Raw genomic sequence first — 25,080 nt, 5'->3', positions numbered from 1 at the left:
CGATTTTCAGAGGGATACCATTCGAATGATCACCACCATCCTCGCCGCTGCCGCGGCGCCGGCAGCCCCGGCGGAAAACCCCTACGGCCTGGGCGCCGCGCTCGAGCAGGGCGGCATTATCGCCCAGTCCGTGTTCGGCATCCTGGTGCTGTTCTCGGTCGTCTCGTTCTACATCATGTTCACCAAGCTGTTCGAGCAGCAGAAGATCATCAACCAGTACAAGCGCATGCGCTCGTCGTTCTGGAGCTCGAACTCGCTGCGCGAAGGCTCGGCGAAGCTGGAGAAGAACTCGGCGTACAAGCAGATCGTCGACGACGGTCTCGCCGCGCAGGAGCAGCACAGCAAGCTGACCGATCCGGTCGAGGCGCATGACTGGCTGCACGGTTCGCTGAACCGTTCGGAAGCCGCGATCAACTCGAAGCTGGGCGGCGGTCTCGCCTTCCTCGCAACGGTGGGCGCGACCGCACCGTTCATCGGCCTGTTCGGCACGGTGGTCGGCATCTACCGCGCGCTGGTGAAGATCGGTGCGGCCGGTCAGGCGTCGATCGACGCGGTTGCCGGCCCGGTCGGTGAGGCGCTCATCATGACCGCGCTCGGCCTCGTCGTCGCGGTTCCCGCGGTGCTCGCGTACAACTGGCTGCAGCGCCGCAACAAGGCGATCGCGGAAGACCTGTCGTCCTTCTCGAACGACGTTCTCGGCTACCTCGCCTCGGGCGGCGCGGTTCGTCCGGCGTTCGCCGGTGCGGCGACCAAGCCGGCGCCGGCCGTCGCCAACAAGGCCGTGCCGAATACGACCACGGCCGGCCAGGTCGGCGGCGTGCAGACCCGCGGCTGAATGATGTCGGGGCTGCCCACCGGCGGCCCCGATCCCGCCCCTCCGCTGTTCGGACGGGCGCAAAAGGATAGGATCAATCGCGCATGGCGATGAATGTCGGTGGAGATTCCACAGAGAAACCGTTGTCGGACATCAATGCGACGCCGCTCGTCGACGTCATGCTGGTGTTGCTGATCATCTTCCTGATCGCGGTTCCCGTCGTGATCCAGACGGTGGACGTGAAGCTGCCGCAGGTCCGCTTCGATCCGACGACGACCAAGCCCGAGAACGTCTCGCTCTCGGTCACTACCAAACCGGACGGCGGTTGCGCGGTATATTGGGGTATGTCCCCGGTGACGCAGCAGGAGCTGCTCGATCGCGCGGTGGCCAAGCTGAAGCTCGAGATCGAGAAGCAGGGCGGGGTCAACAACCCCGATCTCGAACTGCCCGAGGCGCATATCCGCGGCGACGTGAATGTGCCCTGGAAGTGCGTGGCGGGTGCGATCTACAATATGCAGATGGCAGGTTTCGCCAAGGTCGGCTTCATTTCCGAGCCGCCGGCGGGCACCACGGTCGAGCGTCTGTAAGCAGAGCCACCAGGAGTATTTGACATGGCAATGAGTGGCGGCAGCGATGACGGCGAGCCGATGATGGACCTGAACATGACGCCGTTGATCGACGTCCTGCTCGTGCTCATCATCATGTTCATCATCACGATCCCGATCCAGACCCACGCGGTGAAGGTGGACCTTCCGCAGAACGCGGCGAACAACACGCCCCCGCCGGTCGATCCGCAGAAGAACAAGATCACGATCTCGACCGACGGCACCGTCGCGTGGAACGGCGCCCCAGTGGACCAAGTTCGCCTGCGCCAGTATCTCGACGTTGCGGCGGCGATGAACCCGGAGCCCGAGCTGCACTTCCAGCCCGATCCGCAGGTTCGCTACGACTCGGTAGATCGGACGCTTGCGGTGATCAAGCGGTCGAACATCACCAAGCTCGGCTTCATCGGGAACGAGCAGTTCTACAAGGAATTCTGATTTCCCTCGGGTGATCGAATCCACGATCGCGCTGGCAAAGCGACGATCACGGGCGGCCTTCGAGCCGCCCTTTTTTTGTTCGTGGCCTGATGCGGTTAACCGGACAGGCTGGTCGATCGAAGGCGCCGCACCCGAGCGTGGTCCTCCCGCTCCCAGCTGCTAAGCCTGCTTGTCACCGGATGCCGGATCGCAACGCAGCCCAGATTTGTCAGAGGCTTGAGTACGACACTTCGTCGCCTATTAGATGGCGAAGAAGTGGAAAGCGGTGGTCGCACCTAATCCGCAATAGCGTGCTGGTGATTTCTCCAGCGATGCGGAAGGCGGGAACGCACGCCCACCGCGCAGAGATGAGGACGCGCCCCGGCCGGTAATCGAATTTCAGTCCAGCAGGCGACATATAAAGATATCTTTATATTTGTAACGCTGTCGCGCTGTCGCTATGTGCGCGGCCATGCCGGCCGGTAAGACGTGCCTTGGTCGGCTTCACAATCCCTGGAGACCCGTTGTGGCCACCGTGCTCGATCGCCCCACCAATGCCGACTATGTCATCAAGGACATCGGCCTCGCCGATTTCGGCCGCGCCGAGATCAACATCGCCGAGACCGAGATGCCCGGCTTGATGGCGCTGCGCGAGGAATATGGCGCGTCGCAGCCGCTGAAGGGCGCGCGCATCACCGGCTCGCTGCACATGACGATCCAGACCGCGGTGCTGATCGAGACGCTGACCGCGCTCGGCGCCGACGTGCGCTGGGCGACGTGCAACATCTTCTCGACGCAGGATCACGCCGCCGCCGCGATCGCTGCTGCCGGCATTCCGGTGTTCGCGGTGAAGGGCGAGAGCCTGGCCGAATATTGGGACTATGTCGGCTCGATCTTCAACTGGGGCGCCGATGGTGACGGCACCACCGCCAACATCATCCTGGACGACGGCGGCGACGCGACGATGTTCGCACTGTGGGGCGCGAAGCTCGAGGCAGGCGCGACGCTCGGCGAGCCGGAGAACGCCGAAGAGGTCGAGTTCCAGCGGGCGCTCAAGGCGTTCATCGCGAAGTATCCGGGCTACCTCACCGAGACGGTCAAGAACCTGAAGGGCGTCAGCGAAGAGACGACGACCGGCGTCCACCGGCTGTACGAAATCGCGAAGAAGGGCGAGCTGCCGTTCCCCGCGATCAACGTCAACGACTCGGTGACCAAGTCGAAGTTCGACAACCTGTACGGCTGCAAGGAATCGCTGGTCGACGCGATCCGCCGCGCCACCGACGTGATGCTCGCGGGTAAGGTCGCCTGCGTCGCCGGCTTCGGTGACGTTGGCAAGGGCTCGGCGCAGTCGCTGCGCAACGGCGGTGCGCGCGTGATGGTGACCGAGGTCGATCCGATCTGCGCGCTGCAGGCGGCGATGGAAGGCTTCGAGGTCGTGACGATGGACGAGGCGGTGAAGCGCGCCGACATCTTCGTGACGGCGACGGGCAATGCCGACGTGATCACCGCCGATCACATGAAGGCGATGAAGCCCATGAGCATCGTGTGCAACATCGGCCACTTCGACAGCGAGATCCAGATCGCGGCGCTCGACAATTACGACTGGACCGAGGTGAAGCCGGGCACCGATCTGGTGAAGTTCCCCGACGGCAAGCAGATCATCATTCTCGCCAAGGGGCGCCTGGTGAACCTGGGCTGCGCGACGGGCCACCCGTCGTTCGTGATGAGCGCGTCGTTCACCAACCAGACGCTTGCGCAGATCGAGCTGTGGACCAAGGGCGAGAACTACAAGAACGAAGTGTACGTCCTGCCGAAGCACCTCGACGAGAAGGTCGCGGCGCTGCACCTCGAGAAGCTGGGCGTGCAGCTGTCGAAGCTGACGGCAAAGCAGGCCGGCTACATCGGCGTGCCGGTCGAGGGGCCGTTCAAGCCGGATCACTATCGCTACTGATCGATATTTGATCAGTAATGGCGGCGGTCGTCCCGGCAGCGGGGCGGCCGCCGCTGTCGTGTCGACGCCATGTTGCTAACGGGCGACAGTCGACAGGCTGACGATGAGCCGAGGTAGGTCAGGCTGGCATCCCGAACTCAACCGGTGAATTCGCCGATCGGGCGGTACTTCTACGCCGGCGCACGGATCGCGCTCGACTCGATCTCCTGATCGGGCGAAACGAGATAGGGAGGGGCCGGAACAGCGATGTTCCGGCCCCTTTCCCATTGTCGGTTACGCGCCGGCGGCCTGCTTCATGACGCGGGCGCCTTCCGGTTCGACGATGACGTCCTTCAGCGCGGCGAGGTAACCGGCCACGTCGCCGGCGCTCGACGGCACCGCTTGGCGCAGCGTGATGAAGCCGTGGACGTTGCCGACAGCCTCGCGATACGTCACCGGCACGCCGGCGAGGACGAGCGCTGCAGCATAGGCGCGGCCCTGATCGCGGATCGGATCGAGGCTGGCGGTGATGACCACCGCCGGGGGCAGACCGACGAGGCTGCCGACCATCGGCGAGCCGCGGAAGTGCGTGAAATCAGCCTGATAATGGTCCGCGAACCACGTCATCGTGTCGCGCGTCAGCAGGAAGCCTTCGGCGAAATCGTTGAACGAAGGATATTCCTTGTTCATGTCGGCGGCGGGGTAGATCGGCGCCTGGACGATGACCGGCACGTCGGCGGGCGTATCACGTAGCGCCATCGTGGTGGTGATCGTCAGCGTGCCGCCGGCGCTGTCGCCCGACAGGATGAGGCCGGTCGCACGGCGGCCGAGCTCGGCCGGGTTCGACGCGACCCAGCGTGCGGCGGCCTCGCAATCTTCCGGTGCAGCTGGCCATTTGGCTTCGGGCGCCAGCCGGTAATCGACTGATACGACGGGCAAATCGAGCTGCCGTGCCATCTCAGCGGTGAAGCTCGCATGGGTATCGATGTTGCCGATGACGAAGCCGCCGCCATGGAAGAAGACGACCACCGGGCCGGGCTCGCGGCTATCGCGCGGATCGAACAGGCGCGCCGGGATATCGCCGGCGGGCCCGGGGATGGTGAGATCCTTGACCGTGCCGAGCGTGCCGATCGGCGGATCCGCGATGTCCTTCATCGCGAGATACATCGCGCGCGCCGCTTCCGCCGTGCCCTCGTGTGTCTTCGGGCCGGGAACGCTGTTGAGATAATCGAGGAAGCCGCGCACGTCGGCGCGGACATAGGGACCGGCCGCCGCGGCGGGCGCCTGCGTCCGGTCGTCGTCGATCAGCGTATCGGTCATGCGGCTCTCCTAACGTTCGCTTTTGCTACCTATCTTGGCGCAGATGATCCACGTCGTCCATCACCCCGATTACGTTGCCGAGGCGCCGGCGCGTTCGACCTATCGCTGGGGCAAGAACGGCGCGATCCGCGACCTGCTGGTCGCCGAGGGCGAGCGGATCGCGTGGCACGTGCCCGAGCCTTCGCCGCGCGCGTGGCTGGAGGCGGCGCACGACGCCGACTATGTCGCGGAGGTGATCGAGGCGCGCGTGCCGCACGAGAAGGCACGGCGGATCGGCTTTCCCGTCACGCCGGTCGTTGCCAGCCGCGCGCAGGTGGTGCCCGGCGGCACGTATCGCGCCGCGCAGCTTGCATTGCGGCACGGGTTCGCCGCGAATACGGCGGGGGGCAGCCACCACGCGCTCGCCGATACTGGGGCGGGCTATTGCGTGTTCAACGATCTCGCGGTGGCGGCGATCAGGCTGGCGCAGGAGGGGCGGCGGGTGCTGATCGTTGACGTCGACGTGCACCAGGGTGACGGCACCGCCGCGCTGACGGCGGGCTTTCCCGACATCGCCACCTATTCGATCCACGCTGCGAAGAACTTCCCGGCGCGCAAGGCACGATCGACGCTCGACGTGGCGCTGACGGACGGGATCGGCGACGACGACTATTGCGCGGCGTTGCGCGACAGCCTGACGCCCATGATCGCGGGGTTCGGTCCCGACCTCATCCTCTACCAGGGCGGGGTCGATCCCTATGCCGGTGATCGGCTCGGTCGGCTGGCGCTGAGCGACGATGGCCTCGCGCAGCGCGACGGCATCGTGGCCGAACTGGCGCTTGGGCGCGGGTTGCCGATCGCGAGCACCGTTGGCGGCGGCTATGGCGATGATGTGTTGGCTATCGCGCAACGCCACGTCGACGTCATCCTTCGGCTCGGCGCGGCGTACGAAAAAGCGTGGGTTGCACCGGGGCATGATCATTCTACGTTGGAGGCGCAGGCGCCGCAGGCATAGAGAGCGCCTCGTCTAGGGAATTGCAGGAAGACATATGGCGACTGCCGCGCATGAAGTGACGCCGACCGACGCGTCCGCCAATCCGCCCGCTGAATCGATGGTCGTCCGCTTCGCCGGGGACTCGGGCGACGGCATGCAGCTGACCGGCGGGCAGTTCACGCTGTCGACCGCGCTCGCCGGCAACGACTTGGCGACCTTCCCCGATTTTCCGGCCGAGATCCGCGCGCCGCTCGGCACGCTGTTCGGCGTCAGCGCGTTCCAGATCAACTTCGGCTCGACCCAGATCGAGACCGCCGGCGACGATCTCGACGTCCTCGTCGCGATGAACCCGGCGGCGCTCAAGACCAACGTTCAGGCGCTGCGCCCTGGCGGGTTGGTGATCGCCGACGAGGGTGAGTTCAACGAGCGCAACCTCGCCAAGGCGAAGTATGACGCCAACCCGCTCGACGACGGCAGCCTCGCCAAGTGGCAGGTCATCCGGCTCAACATCTCGCAGCTGACCGTCGACGCGGTGAAGCCCTTCGGCCTTGGCAACAAGGACGCGCTGCGCTGCAAGAACATGTGGACGCTCGGCCTTGCGCTCTGGATGTTCGACCGCGATCGTCAGCCGCTGATCGATTGGCTGAAGAACAAGTTCGCCAAGGCGCCGACACTCGCCGAAGCCAATATCGCCGCGCTCAACGCCGGGCATGCCTATGGCGAGACCGCCGAGCTTGCCGGGCCGATGAAGCAGCACGCGCTGCCCGCCGCGCCGGCCGAGCCGGGCCTGTACCGCACGGTGACGGGAGCGGACGCGATCAGCCTCGGCCTTGTCGCCGGCACGCAGCTCGCCGAGCTGCCGATGTTCTTCGGCGGCTACCCGATCACGCCGGCGTCGGCGATCCTTCACGCGCTGTCGCGGCTCAAGGAATATGGCGTCACGACCTTCCAGGCGGAGGACGAGATCGCCGCGATCGCCTCGGCGATCGGCGCCAGCTACGCCGGGCAGCTCGGCGTCACCTCGTCGTCGGGGCCGGGCATCGCGCTCAAGACCGAGGCGATCGGGCTGGCGATCATGACCGAGCTGCCGCTCGTCATCGTCAACGCGCAGCGCGGTGGGCCGTCGACCGGGCTGCCGACCAAGACCGAGCAGTCGGACCTCTACCAGGCGGTGTATGGCCGCAACGGCGACGCGCCGGTGCCGGTGATCGCCGCGCGTTCGGCCTCGGATTGCTTCGAGGTCGCGATCGAGGCGGTGCGCATCGCCACGACGTACATGACGCCCGTGATGCTGCTGACCGACGGCTATATCCAGAACGCGGCCGAGCCGTGGAAGGTGCCCGACGTCGACACGCTCGAGCCATTCCCGAAGAAGTATCTCGAGGAGGCGCCGGCGGATGGGTTCAAGCCGTTCGGGCGCGACGCGGTCGGCGCGCGCCCTTGGGTGAAGCCGGGCACGCCCGGGCTGCTTCACCGCATCGGCGGGATCGAGAAGGCGGTCGGCACGGGCAACATCGACTATTCGCCTGCCAACCACCAGGCGATGACCGAGTCGCGTCGTGCGAAGATTGCCAACATCGCGGTGCCCGACCAGCAGGTCGAGGCGGGCGAGGCGGGCGGCAAGCTCGCGGTCGTCGGCTGGGGCTCGACCTTCGGGCCGATCCATCAGGCGGTGCGGCGGATGCGGCGCCGCGGCTATGACGTGAGCCACATCCACCTGCGGCACATCTGGCCGATGCCGGCGAACCTCGGCGCGCTGCTGAAGAGCTACGACAATGTGCTGGTGCCGGAAATGAACACCGGGCAGCTTAAGACGGTGCTGCGCGACCAGTTCCTGGTCGATGCGAAGCCGCTCAACAAGGTGTCGGGTCAGCCTTTCCGCATCGTCGAGATCGAGGAAGCGATCGCGACCTATTTCGACGGGATCGATGGCAATGAGGGCGGCGATGTGCCGGTCGATGCGACGCAGCTGCCCGGATCGGAGCAGGGGCACGACGACGGCTCGCTGCGCGAGGCGACGTCGCCGCAATCGGCGTGATCGCCGGCCGTCTGTCCTTTCGTTCCCACGTTTCAATTTTCTCGCAGTGAAGGCCGCATCATGAACGACATGACGCCCGTCAAGAAATCGCTCCCGAAGGATTGGGAGACCGATCAGGAAGTCCGCTGGTGCCCGGGTTGCGGCGATTACGCGATCCTAAAGGCGGTTCAGCGCACGATGCCGGAGATCGGCGCACGGCCCGAGAACACCGTGTTCGTCAGCGGCATCGGCTGCTCGTCGCGTTTCCCTTATTATATGGAGACCTACGGTTTCCACACGATCCACGGCCGTGCGCCGGCGGTGGCGACGGGCGTCAAGCTCGCCAATCCCGAGCTCGACGTGTGGATCATCACCGGTGACGGCGACGCGCTGTCGATCGGCGGCAACCACACGATGCACCTCATCCGCCGCAATCTCGATTGCCAGGTGCTGTTGTTCAACAACGAGATCTACGGCCTGACCAAGGGGCAGTATTCACCGACCAGTCGTGTCGGCACGCAATCGCCGTCGACGCCATTCGGGTCGGTCGATCGCCCGGCCAATCCCTGCGCCTTTGCGCTGGGCGCGGGCGCACGGTTCGTCGCGCGCGGGATCGACGTGCACAAGAATCTGCCGACGGTGCTGAAGGCAGCCTATGCGCACAAGGGCACCGGCTTCGTCGAAATTTTCCAGAATTGCATCGTCTACAACGACGACGTGTTCGCGCCCTTCGCCGCCAAGCCCAATGCGGTCCCTAATCAATTGTGGGTCGAGCACGGCAAGCCGCTGCTGTTCGACGGCGGCAAGAAGGGCCTCGCCCTCGATACCGAGCGGCTGGTGCTCAAGGTGGTCGACGTTGCCGACAACGATTGGCAGGCGGCGAGCGTGATCGTTCACGATCAGACCAACCGGGGGCTCGCGCACATGCTGGTCGAGATGCCGTTCGGTGCCTTCCCGATGGCGCTCGGCGTGATCTTCGATGATCCCGCCCCGACGTTCGAGAGCGCGGTGGTGGAGCAGAACCGCCGCGTGAGCGAGGGCAAGAAGCCCGATCTGCAGAAGCTGCTCGCCAAGGGGCAGACGTGGATGGTCGACAAGCAGCCGCATACGATCTGAGTTAGGAACATCGGTCGGCTCGCGGCGTAATGTTGCGATGCCGACCCTGCTCTGGTTCCGCCAGGATCTCCGCCTCCACGACCAACCCGCGCTGCTCGCCGCGATCGAGGACGGCGAGGTGGTGCCGGTCTTTATACTGGACGACGAGGCGCCGGGTGCCTGGCGCATCGGCGGCGCGCAGCGCTGGTGGCTGCATCACAGCCTGAAGTCGCTCGACAAGGCGCTGCGGGACAAGGGCAGCCGCCTGGTCCTGCGGCGCGGCGATTGCGCTGATGTTCTCTCTGATCTGTGCGAGGAAACGGGGGCCGAGCGGATACACGCGCTACGCCACTACGAACCATGGTGGCGCGAGATTGAGGGCAAGCTTGCCGATGACCTGTGCCTGCACGACGGCAATCACCTGAAGCCGATCGAGGAGGTCACCACCGGCGCCGGCAAGCCGTTCAAGATATTCTCGTCGTTCTGGAAGGCGCTGTCGGCGATGGCGCCGCCCGATGAGCCGCAGGATGCGCCGCGATCGATCAAGGCGCCGGCGAAATGGCCCAAGAGCGACAAGCTGGACGCGTGGAAGCTGCTGCCGACCGAGCCCGACTGGTCGGCGGGTTTCGACGAATGGACACCCGGCGAGGACGGCGCGCGCAAGGCGTTGGAGACGTTTGTCGACGCGGTTGGCGACTATGACACCGCGCGCAACCTGCCGTCGGTCGAGGGAACGTCTCGCCTGTCCCCGCACCTGCATCACGGCGAGATATCGGCGTGCGCGGCATGGCATGCGCTGCACGGGCGGGGCACCGGGGTACAATCGTTCCGCCGCGAGCTGGCGTGGCGCGATTTCACTTCGGGCGTGATCCTGGCGATGCCCGATTATGCCGAGGCAAACGGGCGGCCGAAGTTCGACAAGCTCAAGTGGCGCCGGTCGAAGCGCGACTTCACCGCGTGGCAGAAGGGCCAGACGGGCTATCCGGTCGTCGACGCCGGCATGCGCCAGCTGTGGACCACCGGCTGGATGCACAACCGCGTCCGCATGATCGCCGCGAGCTTTCTCATCAAGCACCTGCTGATCGACTGGCGTGAGGGCGAACGCTGGTACTGGGATACGCTGGTTGATGCCGATTACGGCAACAATTCGGTCAACTGGCAGTGGGTCGCGGGGACGGGGATCGATTCGAACATGTTCTCGCGCATCATGGCGCCGCTGTCACAATCGGAGAAGTTCGACGCTGGCGACTATATTCGCCGCTGGGTGCCCGAGTTGAAGGACGTGCCAGACGCCGCGATCCACGATCCGGAAGAGGCCGGATGCCGCCCCGACGCCTATCCGGCGAAGATCATCGGCCACCGCGAGGCGCGCGAGCGAGCGCTGGCGGCGGCGCGCGACGCACGCTGACCACTTTGCGCGGCGGGCGCGAGCGTGCATGAGCGCGCGCGATGCATGCCATGGTGGATCAGCCGAGCCGTACCAGCCGATGGGCGCGCCGTGTCGCGCCGATCTTCCACCGGATTCTCGATCGGATCGACGCCGGACTCGAAAGCGGCGCGATCGACGCGATGCTGCCCGACGGGACGCGACGACTGCTCGGCGGGCGGAACGATGGGCCAGTCGCGATCGTCACCCTGATGCGCTGGCGGGCGCTGCGGCGGCTGATCACCGGCGGGTCGATCGGCTGGTACGAAGCGTGGATGGCGGGCGACTGGACCAGCCCGGATCTGGTGCCGATCTTCGACCTGTTCATGCGCAATCGGGCGACGCTGGGTGATGTCGCGCGCGCGAAGCGCGGCGCCCGGCTCGTTGCGAGAGTGCTGCACATCCTGCGCCGCAACGATCGCGGCAATGCGCGACGCAACATCGCGGCGCACTATGATCTCGGCAACGATTTCTACGAAGCATGGCTCGATCCGTCGCTGACCTATTCGAGCGCGCTGTTCGACGACGGGGACACACTTGTAGCGGCGCAGGAGCGCAAACTGACGGCGGTGCTTGACCGGGCCGCCGTGCCCGCAGGCGGATCGCTGCTTGAGATCGGCTGCGGCTGGGGATCGCTCGCCGAGGCGGCGGCGAGGCGCGGCATCAAGGTACGCGCGATCACGCTTGCCGCCGAGCAGCAGCGCTTCGTCGCCGAGCGTACCCGCGGCATGCCCGTGGCGGTGTCGATCACCGATTATCGCGACGTTCGCGGGACATACGACGGGATCGTCTCGATCGAGATGGTCGAGGCGGTGGGGGCGGAATATTGGTCGGACTATCTCGCGGCGATCGCGCGGCTGCTGAAGCCGGGGGGCCGCGCGGCAATCCAGTTCATCAAGATCGCTGACGATATCTGGCCGGCCTATTCGAGCAACGTCGACTTCATCCAGGCATGCGTCTTTCCCGGTGGGATGCTGATCCACGAGCCGGAGTTCGCCGCCCTCGCGACGCAATATGGGCTGTCGTGGACGGATCGCCGGGCGTTCGGGCTCCATTATGCCGAGACGCTGCGGCTGTGGCGCGAGCGGTTCGATGCGGCGATCGCCGAAGGACGCCTGCCGACACGCTTCGACGCTCGCTTCGCGGCGCTGTGGCGCTATTATCTGATGTATTGCGAGGGCGGGTTCCGCGGGGGCGGGATCGATGTCGTCCAGATAACCTTGGTGAAGGAGGGGGCATGAAAGCGATCGGAGTTGCGGCGCTGGTGGCAGCGCTGCTCGGCGGGTGCGCGCAGCAGCGGCAGATTTCGGCGGCGGGCACGCCTAGCGCGGTGGCCGCGGGCGTGCCGATCACCGACGGCAATCGCGACAAGCTGAAGCAGATCGGGGCGGAGATCCTGTTCTGGTCGCAGGAGCAGCGCGATCGCAACTTCCCGGCGATGGAGGGGATGTTTCCCGGCCACGTGGTGAAGGCGGGCCGCAAGCCGTCACCGCTGCCGGTGGGGCTGCCGCTGCCGGTGCCGCAGGCGGACGTCGACGCCTATATCGCCGCCAACAATGTCGCCGGCCTGATCGTGGTGCAGAACGGATCGGTGCGGCTCGAGCGCTACGCCCGCGGGCTGACGCGCGAGGGACGCTGGACGAGCTTCTCGGTCGCCAAGTCGTTCACCTCGACGCTCGTCGGCGCGGCGATCCGGGATGGCTATATCAAGTCGGTGGAGGAGCCGGTGACGCGCTACATTCCCGACCTGGCCGGAAGCGCGTATGACGGGGTGACGATCGCGCAGCTGCTGACGATGACGTCGGGCGTGCGCTGGAACGAGGATTACACCGATCCGCAGTCGGACGTCGCGCGGATGTTCTCGATCCCCGTGCCGGCCGGGATGGACCCGACCGTCGCCTATATGCGCACGCTGCCGCGCGAGACGGCGCCGGGCGCGAAGTGGGTGTACAAGACGGGCGAGACCAACCTGATCGGCGTGCTGGTGAGCGCGGCGGTGAAGAAGCCGCTGGCGACGTATCTCAGCGAGACGGTGTGGCAGCGCTTCGGCATGGAGCGCGACGCTTTCTGGATGGTCGATGCGACGGGTCGCGAAGTGGCGGGCTGCTGCCTGTCAGTCTCGCTGCGCGACTATGCGCGGATGGGGCAAGTGGCGCTGGGGGGCGGCGCAGGAATCGTCGCGCCGGGCTGGTTCGCCGACGCGACCAAGCCGCATGCGTCGATCGGGCGGCCGGGGTTCGGCTACGGCTATCAATGGTGGACCTATCCCGAAGGCCGGTTCGGCGGACAGGGCATCTTCGGGCAGAGCATCACGATCGATCCCGCGACCAAGACGGTGGTGGCGATGGTCTCCGCATGGCCCAAGGCGACTGATCCGGCGCTGTCGCGCGCGCGGCTGGAGTTTCTTGAAAAGCTGTTCGTGGCCGCGAAGGGGCGCTGATCGCACGCCCCTATCGCTGACCGATCAGGCCTCGACGCGCTCGAAATGATCGGTGTCGAAGCCCGTGGTCGCAAGCGCGACGATGCGTGCCGCGACCGTCTCGGGCGGCTTCACCGAGGCGGGATTCTCGCCCGGATAGGCGCGCGCGCGCATCGCGGTGCGCGTCGCGCCCGGATCGACAATTGCGGTGCGGATGCGGCTGATCTCGGCCACTTCGTCGCCATAGGCGCCGAGCATCGTCTCGAACGCCGCCTTCGACGCGCCGTACGCGCCCCAATAGGCACGTGGCTTGCGCCCAACCGACGACGTCACGCCGATGACCTTGCCCGCTGCGGCGCGGCGCAGCATCGGATCGAACGCCTGGATCAGCGCGACCTGCGCCGACACGTTGAGCGTCAGCACGGCGGCAAGCTCCTTCGCATCGATCGCCGGCACCGCGGCGAGTGAGCCGAGCGTCCCCGCGTTGAGCACCAAGAGGTCGAGCGCCTGCCAGCGCTCGCCGATCGCCGTCCCAAGCCGCGCGATGGCGTCGTTCTCAGTCAGGTCGAGCGGGGCGATCGTGGCCGATCCGCCGGCGTCGAAGATCGCTTGCTCGACCTCCTCGAGCGCCTTGGCCGAGCGCGCGGTGACGATGACGTGCGCGCCCTGTGCCGCGAGCGCGAGGGCGGTTGCAGCGCCGATCCCGCGGCTGGCCCCGGTAACGAGGGCGAGCTGATTTTCGAGCGGCTTGGTCAAGATCGGCATCCCGGCAGGCTGTCGGGACGTCGCATCCCGCGTTGATGATGACGGCCGTCGTACCCAACACCCGTCGGAGTTGCGGACGCTAGGCGACGCGTTCCTCGAGCATCGCGAACTGATCAACGTCGGCACTGTCGTCGTGATCTGTCAGCGAGGTCGGATAATCGCCGGTGAAGCACGCGTCGCAATAGCCCGGACGGATCGGCGCGCGCCCTTCCTTGCCGAGCGCCTTGTAGAGCCCGTCGATGCTGACGAAGGCAAGGCTGTCGGCGTGGATGAAGTCGGTCATCGATGCCAGATCGTGCGTCGCGGCGAGCAGCTTGGCGCGTTCGGGCGTGTCGACGCCGTAGAAGCAGCTGTGCTTGGTGGGCGGGCTGGCGATGCGCATGTGCACCTCCGCCGCGCCGGCCTCGCGCATCATCTGCACGATCTTGAGGCTGGTGGTGCCGCGCACGATCGAATCGTCGATCAGCACGACACGCTTACCTTGGATCAGCGCGCGGTTGGCGTTGTGCTTCAGCTTGACGCCGAGGTGGCGGACCTTGTCGCCCGGCTGGATGAAGGTGCGGCCTACATAGTGCGAGCGGATGATGCCAAGCTCGAACGGAATGCCGCTCTGCTGCGCGTAACCGATCGCGGCGGGCACGCCCGAGTCGGGCACCGGGATGATGAGATCGGCATCGACCGGCGATTCGATCGCGAGCTGCTCGCCGATCGCCTTGCGCACCGAATAGATCGACTGGTCGTTGACGATCGAATCGGGACGCGAAAAATAGACCCACTCGAAGATGCACGGGCGCGGTGCGACCGGGCCGAACGGGCGGATCGAACGAATGTCGGTGCCCTGGACGATGATGAGCTCGCCCGGCTGCACGTCGCGCACGAATTCCGCGCCGACGACGTCGAGCGCGACCGTCTCGCTCGCGAAGATCACCGCGTCGCCGAGCTTACCCATCACCAGCGGGCGGATACCGAGCGGATCGCGGCAGGCGATCATCCCCTCGGGCGTCATGACGATCAGCGCATAGGCGCCTTCGACCTGCTTCAGCGCATCGATGAAGCGATCGAGCAGCGTGCGATAGTTCGACGTCGCGACGAGGTGAATGATCGTCTCGGTATCGCTGGTCGACTGGAAGATCGAGCCGCGGCGGATCAGCTCGCGCCGAACCTTCATCGCGTTGGAGATGTTGCCGTTGTGCGCGACCGCGAAGCCGCCGCTCGCCAGCTCTGCATAGAGCGGCTGGACGTTGCGCAGCGCCGTCTCGCCCGTGGTCGAGTAGCGCACGTGGCCGCAGGCGACCTCGCCCGGCAGCGCGCCGATCACGGCTTCGCTGTCGAAATTGCCCGCGACGTGGCCCATCGCCTTGCGCGTATGGAAGTTCGCGCCGTCGAAGCTGGTGATGCCGGCGGCTTCCTGCCCGCGGTGCTGCAGGGCGTGGAGCCCCAGCGCAACGAGCGCGGCGGCGCCGGCCGAGCCGGAAACTCCGAAAATGCCGCACTCTTCGTGCAGATGGTCGTCGTCGAACGGATTGGTGGTCAGCATAGCGTGGGGGCTCGCATCGTGCGCCGCCGATATAGCGGCTGTCGCGCGTTTGTCATCGGCTTGGAGCGAAGCGCCGGGCGAATGGTTGTCCTGCGGTGACAGGAGGCGCGACGATGGCGAAGGATCACGGTGCGAAGGATCATGGCCCGCAGATCAAGGACGACAAGCTGTACGAAGACCTGCGCCGGCAAGGCGAATCGAAGGAAAAGGCGGCGCGCATCGCCAATGCCAAGGCGGCGGGCACGCTCGACCATCGCGGTGAGCGGCTGGAGGATCGCACCAAGGACGATCTGTACGAGGAAGCGCAGGAGATCGGGATCGCCGGCCGATCACGGATGAGCAAGGCAGAGCTGGTGGAGGCGATCCGCACCCACAAATAGCGCGTCGTGCCGCCCTCTGGCGCGTGGGCGTGCCGCGGCGCTAAAGCGGCGGGATGGACGAAGCGCGCGAAACCGGTCTCGATCTCGACCCGCGGTACGATGCCGCCGGTCTCGTAACCGCGGTGGTGACCGATCGGCGAAGCGGCGAGGTGCTGATGGTCGCGCATATGAACGCCGATGCGCTGGCGGCGACACGCGCTACGAAGAAGGCGACGTTCTGGTCGCGCAGCCGGCGGGCGCTGTGGGTCAAGGGCGAAACCACCGGCAACACGCTGCACGTCGTCGACCTGCGCATCGACTGCGATCAGGATGCGATCTGGGTCATCGCCGAACCGGTCGGTCCCGCGTGTCATACCGGCGCGCGAAGCTGCTTCTATCGTCGGATCGGCGAGCGCGCTCTGGAGCCGATCGATTGAGGACGTGCGGCGCGGCGGTAATTGCGGTGCTGCTGTTGCTCAGCGGATGCGGGCGGGGCGCAGAGCAGGCCGAACGGCGCAGCGCTGCCGGGGCGGCGCTGGAAACGCGTGCGATCGCGAGCGGGATCATTGCCGATCCTGCGGACCTCGACCCCGTCGGCGCCTATGCCACCGAGACCGATCGCATATGTATCGTCCCGCAGGCGGGCAGCTATCGCGTCGGCGCCAGCATCGATTATGGCGAAGGGCAGAACTGCGTCGCACGTGGCACCGCGAGCGGGCAAGCGACCATCACCTTCGATCTCGGCGACGATTGTCGGTTCGACGCACGGTACGACGGGACGCGGATCGTGTTTCCCGCGACATTGCCCGGCACATGCGCCCGGCGGTGCGTTGGGCGAACGACGATGGCGGCGCTGTCGGCGGCGCGGCTGAGCGGCGCCGTCGCCGAAGCGCGCAGCATGGTCGGCGTGGACAACGAGGTGCTGTGCGATTGACGTTCACGTAAACGGAAGATAGGCGAACGACATGTCGGTCGCTGCCGCCTTCGACTCGATCCCGCCGCGCGAGGATCGAACCCATTTCACCATCACCGATCTGTCGGCCGAGTTCGACGTGACGCCGCGCGCGCTGCGCTTCTACGAGGACGAAGGGCTGATCGCGCCCGGTCGCCGCGGGACGAGCCGGATCTACTCGCATCGCGATCGCGCGCGGCTCGCGTGGATCCTGCGCGGCAAACGCGTGGGCTTCAGCCTCGGCGAGATCCGCGAGATGATCGACCTCTACGACATCGGCGACGGGCGCAACACGCAGCGCGCGGTCACGGTTGCGCGGTGCCGCGCGCGGATCGACGCGCTCGAGGCGCAGAAGCGCGACATCGACGCCGCGATCGCAGAACTCGACCAATTTGTCAGCTTACTCGATCAAGCCAGGGACTGAACATGCCGCAATATACGCCCCCCGTGCGCGACACGCGCTTCGTGCTCGAACACGTCGTCGGCCTCTCCGGCCACGCCAACGTCCCCGGCTTCGCCGCCGCGACCCCCGATACGGTCGACGCGGTGCTGGAGGAGGGCGGTCGGTTCGTCGCGGAGGTGCTGTTCCCGATCAACCAGTCGGGCGACCAAGAGGGCTGCACGCGGCACGCCGACGGATCGGTGACGACGCCGGCGGGCTTCAAGGAAGCGTACAAGCAGTTCGTCGAATCGGGCTGGGGCACGCTGGCGGCGCCCGAGCAATGGGGCGGGCAGGGGATGCCGCACGTCGTGTCGACGGCGTTCCAGGAATATATGATCTCGGCCAACATGGCGTTCGCCATGTACCCGGGGCTGGCGCACGGCGCGATCGCGGCGCTGATCGCCAAGGGCTCGCCCGAGCAGCAGGCGATGTACCTGCCCAAGATGGTGTCGGGCGAATGGGGCGGCACGATGAACCTGACGGAGCCGCAGTGCGGCACCGATCTGGGGCTCATCCGCACGCGCGCCGAGCCGCAGGGCGATGGATCGTACAAGATCACCGGTACCAAGATCTTCATCTCGGCGGGCGAGCACGACCTGACCGACAATATCATCCACCTCGTCCTCGCCAAGACGCCGGGCGCGCCGGAAAGCTCGAAGGGGATCAGCCTGTTCGTGGTGCCCAAGGTGCTGGTGAACGAGGATGGCTCGCTGGGCGCACGCAACGCGGTGTCGTGCGGATCGATCGAGCACAAGATGGGGATCCACGGCAATGCGACGTGCGTGCTCAATTATGACGGTGCGACCGGGTGGCTGGTCGGCGAGGAGATGAAGGGCCTCGCCGCGATGTTCATCATGATGAATGCGGCGCGGCTCGGCGTAGGCCTGCAAGGGCTGGGCGTTGCCGAGACGGCGTATCAGAATGCGGTGCAATATGCGGACGATCGCCGTCAGGGCCGCGCGCTTACCGGAGCTGCCGAGCCTAACGAGAAGGCCGACACGCTGTTCGTCCACCCCGATGTGCGGCGCATGCTGATGAACGCCAAGGCGTGGACCGAAGGCCTGCGCGCGCTGTGCCTGTGGGGCGCGCTGCAGGTCGATCTCGAGCATTCGGCACCCGACGAGGCGGCGCGGCAAGAGGCGGCGGACCTGATCGGGCTGCTCACCCCCGTCATCAAGGGCGTCGGCACCGACAAGGGCTATCAAATCGCGACCGATGCGCAGCAGGTCTACGGCGGGCACGGCTACATCCAGGAATGGGGGATGGAGCAATATGTGCGCGATGCGCGGATCGCGATGATCTACGAGGGGACGAACGGCGTCCAGGCGATGGACCTCGTCGGGCGCAAGCTGGCGATGGGCGGCGGGCGCGCGATTCAGCTGTTCTTCAAGATCGTGGCGGAGGAATGCGCGGCGGCAAAGGGCGGTGCAGTGGCCGATTTCGCAACGCGGCTCGAGAAGGCGCTCGGCGATCTGCAGGCGGCGACGATGTGGTTCATGGGCAATCTGTCGAACCCGAACAACGTCGGCGCCGGTGCCGTGCCGTACATGCACCTGCTCGGTGTCGTCGCGGTCGGGCTGATGTGGCTGCGCATGGCGGTCGCGGCGGCCGCGCTCAAGGACGCAGGCGAGGGCGACGCGGCGTTCCTCAACGCGAAGCTCGTCACCGCGCGCTTCTTCGCCGAGCGCGCGCTGCCGGAGGCCGGATCGTACCGCCGCCAGATCGAGGGCGGGGCCGACGCGGTGATGGCGCTGCCGGTGGCGATGTTCCGCGCCGCCTGACGAATGTGCGCTGCTCCGCCGGCGGACCGGCGGGGCAGGGCGTGAGGTTATTCGGGGCTGGCGGAGTTGCCCTCGGGCGGCTCCGCCACCACCGTCTTGCGGCGCACGCCTTCTAGCTCGGCGGGGCCCGCGGCGGGTTCGGCGACGGGCATCGCGCGGATCATGAAGCGCTTCATGCAGGGTGTGCGCTTCTTGAACTCGACACAGTTCCATAGCGTCCGCTCGAGCCCGCTCGCCCGGTCGCGGATATAGCTGAACGACATCGCGTTCATCTGGTCGGGCGACAGCGGCATCGTGAACGCCATCGCGTCGGGCTCGGTCCAGCCCATGAATTTGCACTTCGCGCGTTCCCCGCACGATGCCTGCGCCATGCTGGCGAACGTATCCGCCTGCGCGGGGTTGAGCATCGTCAGAAACGTGTTCTGATCGCTGGCGAGCGGCATCGGCGTGCGGCCGAAGAACGGCGTCGCCTCGACGATCGCGGCATCGGCATCAGCGAGCACCGCGCCGGTGCGATGCGCCTCCGACAATGCGGCGAGCTTGGCGACAGATCCCTCGCCGGGCAGCTGGTTGCGGTTGAACGCGCCGCCGGTGCCCCACCAGCCTGTCCAGCGGAAGAACAAATGCGTGTCGACCGCAGCGATCTTGTCGAGGCTGGAGCTCCAGTACGGCACGACCCAGTCGGTGTGATAATGCGTCGCCCAGCCGACCGGCTTGTAGACGTCGCCGCGCAGCGCTCTGGTCGCGATCTCGCGCGCGCGGGTCCAGGCGGCGGGCGAGGGCGTGCGCGCAAGCGCGCCGTCGCAGGTGAAAGTGAACTGGCAGCCGGTGCTGCGTTCCGATCCCTGGAAAACGACACCGCACACCGTCTTCGGAAAGGCGGGATGGCGCAGGCGGTTGAGGACGACCTGCGCGACGGCGCGTTCCCCGATCGCGTCGTCGCCCGCCTCGTAATAAACCGCAGCGGCGAGGCAATCGGTCGCGCGGGTGAAGTCGTCAGCAGTGCCGACGAAGCGGAACGGGCGCGCGGGCGGGACGGGGCCCGCCACGAAGGGCACCTTGGCGTTGATCGAGCGCGCATCATCGGGCGCGATCGCGGCATATTCGACCGGCTCGACCGGTGGAAGCTGCTTGGCGGGGATCACCTGCCGCTTGGGCAGCGCGGCGGCGATTGCGGGCGGCGGCGGGACGGCCGGGACGAGCCGAACGACGACGAGCGGGAGCAGCATGGCGACGAGTGCGATGACGCCGAGGACGAGGTGAAGCGGACGCAGGGAAGACACGGCGCGGGCGCTTAGCGCAAAAGCGCGCGACGGCGAATAGCTGCCGCCGCGCCATCCGCGTCCCGCCGGTTATCAGAACGGGACGCGGATGTGGCAGTCAGGCGTCAGGCCTCGGGCAGGAAATCCGGCACCGACAGGTAACGCTCGCCCGTGTCGTAGTTGAAGCCGAGCACGCGAACGTCGTCGGGCAGGTCGGGCAGCTTCTGAAGGATCGCGGCGAGCGTCGCGCCCGACGAGATGCCGACGAGCATGCCCTCCTGCGTCGCAGCGCGGCGTGCCATGTCCTTCGCGACGGCGGCATCGACCTCGATCACGCCGTCGAGCGCCTGGGTGTGAAGATTGGCCGGAATGAAGCCCGCACCAATGCCCTGGATCGGGTGCGGACCGGGCTGGCCGCCGCCGATGACGGGCGAGGCGGCGGGCTCGACGGCGAAGACCTTGAGGTTTGGCCACTCCTTCTTCAGCGTCTCGGCGACGCCAGTGATGTGGCCGCCGGTGCCGACGCCGGTGATCAGCACGTCTATCGGCGCATCGCGGAAGTCGTTCAGGATCTCCTGCGACGTCGTCCGCACGTGCACCTCGATGTTCGCCGCATTCTCGAACTGCTGCGGCATCCAGGCGTTGGGCGTGCTCGACACGAGCTCGAGCGCGCGCTCGATCGCGCCCTTCATGCCCTTTTCGCGCGGGGTAAGATCGAAGGTCGCGCCATAGGCGAGCATCAGCCGGCGCCGCTCGAGCGACATGCTTTCGGGCATGACGAGGACGAGCTTGTAGCCCTTCACCGCTGCCACCATCGCGAGGCCGATGCCGGTGTTGCCGCTGGTCGGCTCGATGATCGTGCCCCCGGGCGTGAGATCGCCCGACGCCTCGGCCGCCTCGATCATCGCGAGCGCGATCCGATCCTTGATCGAACCGCCGGGGTTCGATCGTTCGGACTTGATCCACACCTCCGATCCCGGAAACAGGCGCTGAATGCGGACGTGCGGCGTGTTGCCGATCGTGTCGAGGATCGTGTTCGCCTTCATGGCTGGCTCACTCCGTGCTGTGTTTCGGGCGGGATGACCGCCAGGGGTTGTTCTGGGGGATCAAAGGTCCGCGCGTTCTTGAGTTCCGGAAAGAGCCGCGCCCACAGCAAGGTTACCGCGATCGCACCCACCCCGCCGACGACCACCGCGGCGACCGGGCCGAGTAGCGAAGCCATCAGCCCGCTCTCCGCCTCACCCAGCTCGTTCGACGCCGAAATGGTGAGCTGGCTGACCGCGCTGACGCGGCCGCGCATCTCGTCGGGCGTGTGCAGCTGAATCAGCGAGCCGCGGACGTACATCGACACCATGTCCGCCCCGCCCGCGACGATCAGCGCCACGAGGCTGAGTGCAAAGATCTTTGAGATGCCGAATGTGATGATGGCGAGGCCGAACACGACGACCGAGATCAGCATCTTGCGCCCGACGTCCGTCGTCATCGGGCGGAAGGAAAGGTAGATGCCGGTCAACGACGCGCCGATCCCCATGCCCGCGGCGAGGAAGCCGAGGCCGGTCGCGCCGACGTGCAGGATATCGCGCGCGTAGATCGGCAACAGCGCGGTTGCGCCGGCGAGCAGCACGGCGAACAGATCGAGCGTGATCGCCGCCTGCACCAGCCGGTTGCGCTTCACATAGGCGAAGCCGTCGACGATCCGCGCGAGCGGGCGGCGATCCTTCTGCGCGGCCGGTTGGGGCACGCGCCGGATCGTGAGGAGGAGCAGCAGCGCGACGAGGAACATCGCCGACATGCCGGCGTAAGCGACGATCGGGCCGATCGCGAACAGCAGCCCCCCGACGCTGGGCCCGGCGATGAAGCCGACCTGCATCGCGATCGATCCCAGCGCGATCGCCGTCGGCAGGCTCTCGCGCGGGACGAGATTGGGGGCGAGCGCCGAATAGGCGGGGCCGGCGAAGGCGCGTGCCACGCCGACGAACACTGCGGCGCCGAACAGGACGGGCAGGCCTAGCCACCCCTCCCACGTCGCGAAGCCGAGCATGCCGGTGGTGAGCGCGAGCAGCGTCGTCGTGCTACGTACGATCCAGCGGCGATCGATCGAATCCGCGATCAGCCCGACGATCGGCGTCAGGACGAACAGCGGCACGAACTGCGCGAGGCCGATCATGCCGAGCAGGAACGCCGCGTCGCGAATGTCCATCGTCTCGCGCGCGATACTGTATACCTGCCAGCCGAGCACGATCGCGAGCGCCGACTGGGCGATCGTACTGGCGAGCCGCGCCAGCCAGTAGCTTCGATAATTGGCGATCCGAAGCGGGTGTACGGTGGACATCGCGGTCGGGCTTAGAGTGCGGACCGGCGGGGCACAAGAAACGCCGCGCGTGCTTGCGCCGTGCCTGGCAATTGCACGTTTCGCGGGTTCGCGCCTATACGCGCCGCATCCCTCTCCCCCCAGGAACCTGCGAGGTCCAACCCCGTGGCAAAAACGCCAAGCGCGAAGAGCGCCGAACCAGCCATCACCAATCGCGAGCGGCCCAACGAGCCGCAGCCGTACAAGGCATCGCGCGACGAGCTGATACAATTCTACAAGGACATGCTGCTGATCCGCCGCTTCGAGGAAAAGGCGGGGCAGCTCTACGGGCTCGGCCTGATCGGCGGCTTTTGCCACCTGTACATCGGGCAGGAGGCGGTGGCGGTCGGGCTGCAATCTGCGCTGTCGGACAAGGACAGCGTGATCACCGGCTATCGCGATCACGGCCATATGCTGCTGTGCGGGATCCCGCCCAAGGACGTGATGGCCGAGCTGACCGGGCGGCAGGCAGGCATCTCGAAGGGCAAGGGCGGCTCGATGCACATGTTCAGCGTCGAGCATAAGTTCTACGGTGGGCACGGCATCGTTGGGGCACAGGTGTCGCTCGGCACCGGGCTTGGGTTCGCGCATAAGTATCGCGGTGACGGCGGCGTGTGCCTCGCCTATTTCGGCGACGGTGCCGCGAACCAGGGCCAGGTGTACGAGAGCTTCAACATGGCGGAGCTGTGGAAGCTGCCGGTGATCTTCGTCATCGAGAATAACCAATATGCGATGGGCACCAGCGTGAACCGCGCGTCGGCCGAGGACCAATTGTACCGCCGCGGCGAGAGTTTCCGCATCCCCGGCATCCAGGTCGACGGGATGGACGTGCTGGCGGCGCGCGGCGCAGCCGAGGAGGCGCTCGCCTGGGTGCGCGCGGGCAAGGGGCCGATCATCCTCGAGATGAAGACCTATCGCTACCGCGGCCACTCGATGTCCGACCCTGCCAAGTATCGCAGCCGCGAGGAAGTGCAGGCGGTGCGCGACAAGTCCGATCCGATCGAGCACGTCAAGAAGCTGCTCGAGGCGGAAGGCGTGAAGGAGGACGAGCTCAAGAAGCTCGAGGCGGAGATCCGCAAGACCGTGGGCGAGGCGGCCGATTTCGCCGAAAGCACGCCCGAACCCGAACCGCAGGAGCTGTATACCGACGTGCTGGTGGAGACGTACTGAGATGGCGATCGACATCAAGATGCCGGCGCTGTCGCCGACGATGGAAGAGGGCACGCTCGCCAAGTGGCTCGTCAAGGAAGGCGACACGGTGAAGTCGGGCGACATCATGGCCGAGATCGAGACCGACAAGGCAACGATGGAGTTCGAGGCGGTCGACGAGGGGACCGTTGGCAAGATTCTCGTCGCCGAGGGTACCGACAACGTGAAGGTCGGCACCGTCATCATGCAGCTGAACGGCGAGGGCGAGGATGCGGGCAATGCCGACACCGCGCCGCAAGAGACCAAGGACGACGCGCCCGACGCGAAGGCCAAGGCCGACGCGAAGAAGGACGACAAGGTCGAGGATTCCGCGCATCCCGCGCAGGAGAAGGTCGAGACCGGCGCGCGCCAGATGTTCGAGGCGGCGAAGCACGATGCCGAGGTCGCCGATCCGGCGATCCCGGAAGGCACCGAGATGGTCAAGATGACCGTCCGCGAGGCGCTGCGCGACGCGATGGCGGAGGAGATGCGCGCCGACGACCGCGTGTTCGTGATGGGCGAGGAAGTCGCGCAATATCAGGGCGCGTACAAGGTAACGCAGGGTTTGCTGGACGAGTTCGGCGAACAGCGCGTGATCGACACGCCGATCACCGAATACGGCTTCGCCGGCGTCGGCACGGGCGCCGCGATGGGCGGGCTCCGCCCGATCGTCGAGTTCATGACGTTCAACTTCGCGATGCAGGCGATCGATCATATCGTCAATTCGGCTGCCAAGACGAACTACATGTCCGGCGGACAGATGCGCTGCCCGATGGTGTTCCGCGGCCCCAATGGCGCCGCGAGCCGCGTCGGCGCGCAACACTCGCAGAACTATGGTCCCTGGTACGCAAGCGTTCCCGGGCTGATCGTGATCGCGCCGTACGATGCGGCGGATGCCAAGGGGTTGCTGAAGGCGGCAATCCGCACCGAGGACCCGGTCGTGTTCCTCGAGAACGAGCTGCTCTATGGCCGCTCGTTCGACGTGCCCAAGCTCGACGACTGGGTGCTGCCGATCGGCAAGGCGCGGGTGATGCGCGAAGGCCGCGACGTGACGATCGTCAGCTACTCGATCGGCGTGGGGTTGGCGCTCGAGGCGGCGGACAAGCTCGCCGAGGAAGGCGTCGAGGCGGAAGTGATCGACCTGCGCACGCTGCGCCCGCTCGACAAGCAGACGGTGCTGAAAAGCCTCGCCAAGACCAACCGATTGGTCGTCGCCGAGGAAGGCTGGCCGACCTGCTCGATCGCGAGCGAGATCGTGGCGATCTGCATGGAGGAAGGGTTCGACGATCTCGACGCGCCGGTGATCCGCGTCTGCAACGAGGACGTGCCGCTACCCTATGCGGCGAACCTAGAGAAGCTGGCGCTGATCTCGTCCGACCGCATCGTCGAGGCGGTGAAGAACGTAACGTATCGCGGGTGAGATAGCCGAGA

At 66.6% G+C, this 25,080-nt stretch carries 23 protein-coding genes; 17 read left to right on the top strand and 6 right to left on the bottom strand.

Annotation, left to right across the window (positions count from 1 at the left end; all coding sequences use genetic code 11):
• The first annotated feature begins 25 nt into the window (after positions 1-25).
• From F1C10_RS05150 to ahcY, 4 genes are all read left to right on the top strand, one after another.
• Complete coding sequence (locus F1C10_RS05150; protein ID WP_185209369.1) at positions 26-835, top strand: MotA/TolQ/ExbB proton channel family protein; 810 nt, start codon at positions 26-28, stop codon at positions 833-835.
• An 83-nt stretch (positions 836-918) separates the two neighbouring features.
• Positions 919-1,401, top strand: coding sequence for a biopolymer transporter ExbD (locus F1C10_RS05145; protein ID WP_085810132.1), 483 nt, complete (start codon positions 919-921; stop codon positions 1,399-1,401).
• A 24-nt stretch (positions 1,402-1,425) separates the two neighbouring features.
• Positions 1,426-1,854 carry a biopolymer transporter ExbD gene (locus tag F1C10_RS05140; protein WP_185209367.1) on the top strand — a complete coding sequence of 143 codons (429 nt, stop codon included), beginning with the start codon at positions 1,426-1,428 and terminating at the stop codon, positions 1,852-1,854.
• A 514-nt stretch (positions 1,855-2,368) separates the two neighbouring features.
• Positions 2,369-3,784 (top strand): adenosylhomocysteinase, encoded by a 1,416-nt coding sequence (ahcY, locus tag F1C10_RS05135; protein ID WP_185210085.1) that lies wholly within the window; start codon positions 2,369-2,371, stop codon positions 3,782-3,784.
• Positions 3,785-4,057: 273 nt separating this feature from the next.
• Here ahcY and F1C10_RS05130 read toward each other — a convergent pair whose 3' ends face one another.
• Positions 4,058-5,083: an alpha/beta hydrolase gene (locus F1C10_RS05130; protein WP_185209365.1), complete on the bottom strand. Its 1,026-nt coding sequence runs from the start codon at positions 5,081-5,083 to the stop codon at positions 4,058-4,060.
• A 43-nt stretch (positions 5,084-5,126) separates the two neighbouring features.
• Here F1C10_RS05130 and F1C10_RS05125 point away from each other — a divergent pair, with 43 nt between their 5' ends.
• The 6 genes from F1C10_RS05125 to F1C10_RS05100 are packed head-to-tail and all read left to right on the top strand — an operon-like array spanning position 5,127 to position 13,034.
• Positions 5,127-6,077 carry a histone deacetylase gene (locus F1C10_RS05125; protein ID WP_185209363.1) on the top strand — a complete coding sequence of 317 codons (951 nt, stop codon included), beginning with the start codon at positions 5,127-5,129 and terminating at the stop codon, positions 6,075-6,077.
• 34 nt (positions 6,078-6,111) lie between these two features.
• Positions 6,112-8,094, top strand: coding sequence for a 2-oxoacid:acceptor oxidoreductase subunit alpha (locus tag F1C10_RS05120; protein WP_185209361.1), 1,983 nt, complete (start codon positions 6,112-6,114; stop codon positions 8,092-8,094).
• Positions 8,095-8,154: 60 nt separating this feature from the next.
• Positions 8,155-9,189, top strand: a complete 1,035-nt coding sequence (locus tag F1C10_RS05115; protein ID WP_185209359.1) for a 2-oxoacid:ferredoxin oxidoreductase subunit beta — start codon at positions 8,155-8,157, stop codon at positions 9,187-9,189.
• Positions 9,190-9,226: 37 nt separating this feature from the next.
• Positions 9,227-10,576: a deoxyribodipyrimidine photo-lyase gene (locus F1C10_RS05110; protein WP_185209357.1), complete on the top strand. Its 1,350-nt coding sequence runs from the start codon at positions 9,227-9,229 to the stop codon at positions 10,574-10,576.
• Positions 10,577-10,626: 50 nt separating this feature from the next.
• Positions 10,627-11,835 (top strand): cyclopropane-fatty-acyl-phospholipid synthase family protein, encoded by a 1,209-nt coding sequence (locus F1C10_RS05105; protein ID WP_258043143.1) that lies wholly within the window; start codon positions 10,627-10,629, stop codon positions 11,833-11,835.
• Complete coding sequence (locus F1C10_RS05100) at positions 11,832-13,034, top strand: serine hydrolase (RefSeq protein WP_185209353.1); 1,203 nt, start codon at positions 11,832-11,834, stop codon at positions 13,032-13,034. The genes F1C10_RS05105 and F1C10_RS05100 overlap by 4 nt, the downstream gene beginning before the upstream one ends.
• 24 nt (positions 13,035-13,058) lie before the next feature.
• Here the strand turns inward: F1C10_RS05100 and F1C10_RS05095 are convergent, their stop codons facing one another.
• Positions 13,059-13,778, bottom strand: a complete 720-nt coding sequence (locus F1C10_RS05095) for an SDR family NAD(P)-dependent oxidoreductase (RefSeq protein WP_185209351.1) — start codon at positions 13,776-13,778, stop codon at positions 13,059-13,061.
• Between the two features lie 79 nt (positions 13,779-13,857).
• Complete coding sequence (purF, locus tag F1C10_RS05090; protein ID WP_185209349.1) at positions 13,858-15,315, bottom strand: amidophosphoribosyltransferase; 1,458 nt, start codon at positions 15,313-15,315, stop codon at positions 13,858-13,860.
• A gap of 113 nt (positions 15,316-15,428) precedes the next feature.
• Between purF and F1C10_RS05085 the strand changes: the two genes are divergently transcribed.
• Genes F1C10_RS05085 through F1C10_RS05065 form a run of 5 tightly spaced genes read left to right on the top strand, consistent with a single transcriptional unit; the run spans position 15,429 to position 18,849 of the window.
• Positions 15,429-15,695, top strand: coding sequence for a Rho termination factor N-terminal domain-containing protein (locus tag F1C10_RS05085; RefSeq protein WP_185209347.1), 267 nt, complete (start codon positions 15,429-15,431; stop codon positions 15,693-15,695).
• A 53-nt stretch (positions 15,696-15,748) separates the two neighbouring features.
• Positions 15,749-16,111 carry a phosphoribosyl-AMP cyclohydrolase gene (hisI, locus tag F1C10_RS05080; RefSeq protein WP_185209345.1) on the top strand — a complete coding sequence of 121 codons (363 nt, stop codon included), beginning with the start codon at positions 15,749-15,751 and terminating at the stop codon, positions 16,109-16,111.
• Positions 16,108-16,608 (top strand): hypothetical protein, encoded by a 501-nt coding sequence (locus F1C10_RS05075; protein ID WP_258043080.1) that lies wholly within the window; start codon positions 16,108-16,110, stop codon positions 16,606-16,608. Before hisI ends, F1C10_RS05075 begins: the two co-directional genes overlap by 4 nt.
• Before the next feature lie 31 nt (positions 16,609-16,639).
• On the top strand, positions 16,640-17,050 hold the full coding sequence (locus F1C10_RS05070) for a MerR family DNA-binding transcriptional regulator (protein WP_185209343.1): 411 nt from the start codon (positions 16,640-16,642) through the stop codon (positions 17,048-17,050).
• Positions 17,051-17,052: 2 nt separating this feature from the next.
• Complete coding sequence (locus F1C10_RS05065) at positions 17,053-18,849, top strand: acyl-CoA dehydrogenase C-terminal domain-containing protein (protein WP_185209341.1); 1,797 nt, start codon at positions 17,053-17,055, stop codon at positions 18,847-18,849.
• Positions 18,850-18,896: 47 nt separating this feature from the next.
• Here F1C10_RS05065 and F1C10_RS05060 read toward each other — a convergent pair whose 3' ends face one another.
• The 3 genes from F1C10_RS05060 to F1C10_RS05050 all read right to left on the bottom strand — a co-directional run bounded on the left by F1C10_RS05060 (position 18,897) and on the right by F1C10_RS05050 (position 22,443).
• Positions 18,897-20,132 carry a cell wall hydrolase gene (locus F1C10_RS05060; RefSeq protein ID WP_258043079.1) on the bottom strand — a complete coding sequence of 412 codons (1,236 nt, stop codon included), beginning with the start codon at positions 20,130-20,132 and terminating at the stop codon, positions 18,897-18,899.
• A 104-nt stretch (positions 20,133-20,236) separates the two neighbouring features.
• Positions 20,237-21,157, bottom strand: coding sequence for a cysteine synthase A (gene cysK / locus F1C10_RS05055; protein WP_185209339.1), 921 nt, complete (start codon positions 21,155-21,157; stop codon positions 20,237-20,239).
• Positions 21,154-22,443 (bottom strand): MFS transporter, encoded by a 1,290-nt coding sequence (locus F1C10_RS05050; RefSeq protein ID WP_185209337.1) that lies wholly within the window; start codon positions 22,441-22,443, stop codon positions 21,154-21,156. The genes cysK and F1C10_RS05050 overlap by 4 nt, the downstream gene beginning before the upstream one ends.
• 144 nt (positions 22,444-22,587) lie before the next feature.
• On the opposite strand from F1C10_RS05050, the gene pdhA reads away from it, so the two are divergent.
• Complete coding sequence (pdhA, locus tag F1C10_RS05045) at positions 22,588-23,631, top strand: pyruvate dehydrogenase (acetyl-transferring) E1 component subunit alpha (RefSeq protein ID WP_185209335.1); 1,044 nt, start codon at positions 22,588-22,590, stop codon at positions 23,629-23,631.
• A 1-nt stretch (position 23,632) separates the two neighbouring features.
• The gene (locus F1C10_RS05040; RefSeq protein ID WP_185209333.1) at positions 23,633-25,069 is read left to right on the top strand and encodes a pyruvate dehydrogenase complex E1 component subunit beta; all 1,437 of its coding nucleotides are present in this window, start codon (positions 23,633-23,635) and stop codon (positions 25,067-25,069) included.
• The last annotated feature ends 11 nt before the right edge of the window (positions 25,070-25,080 follow it).

Source organism: Sphingomonas sp. NBWT7 (assembly GCF_014217605.1).
In the GTDB taxonomy this organism is placed as follows: Bacteria; Pseudomonadota; Alphaproteobacteria; order Sphingomonadales; family Sphingomonadaceae; genus Sphingomonas.
This window is presented reverse-complemented; position numbering and strand designations above follow the sequence as displayed.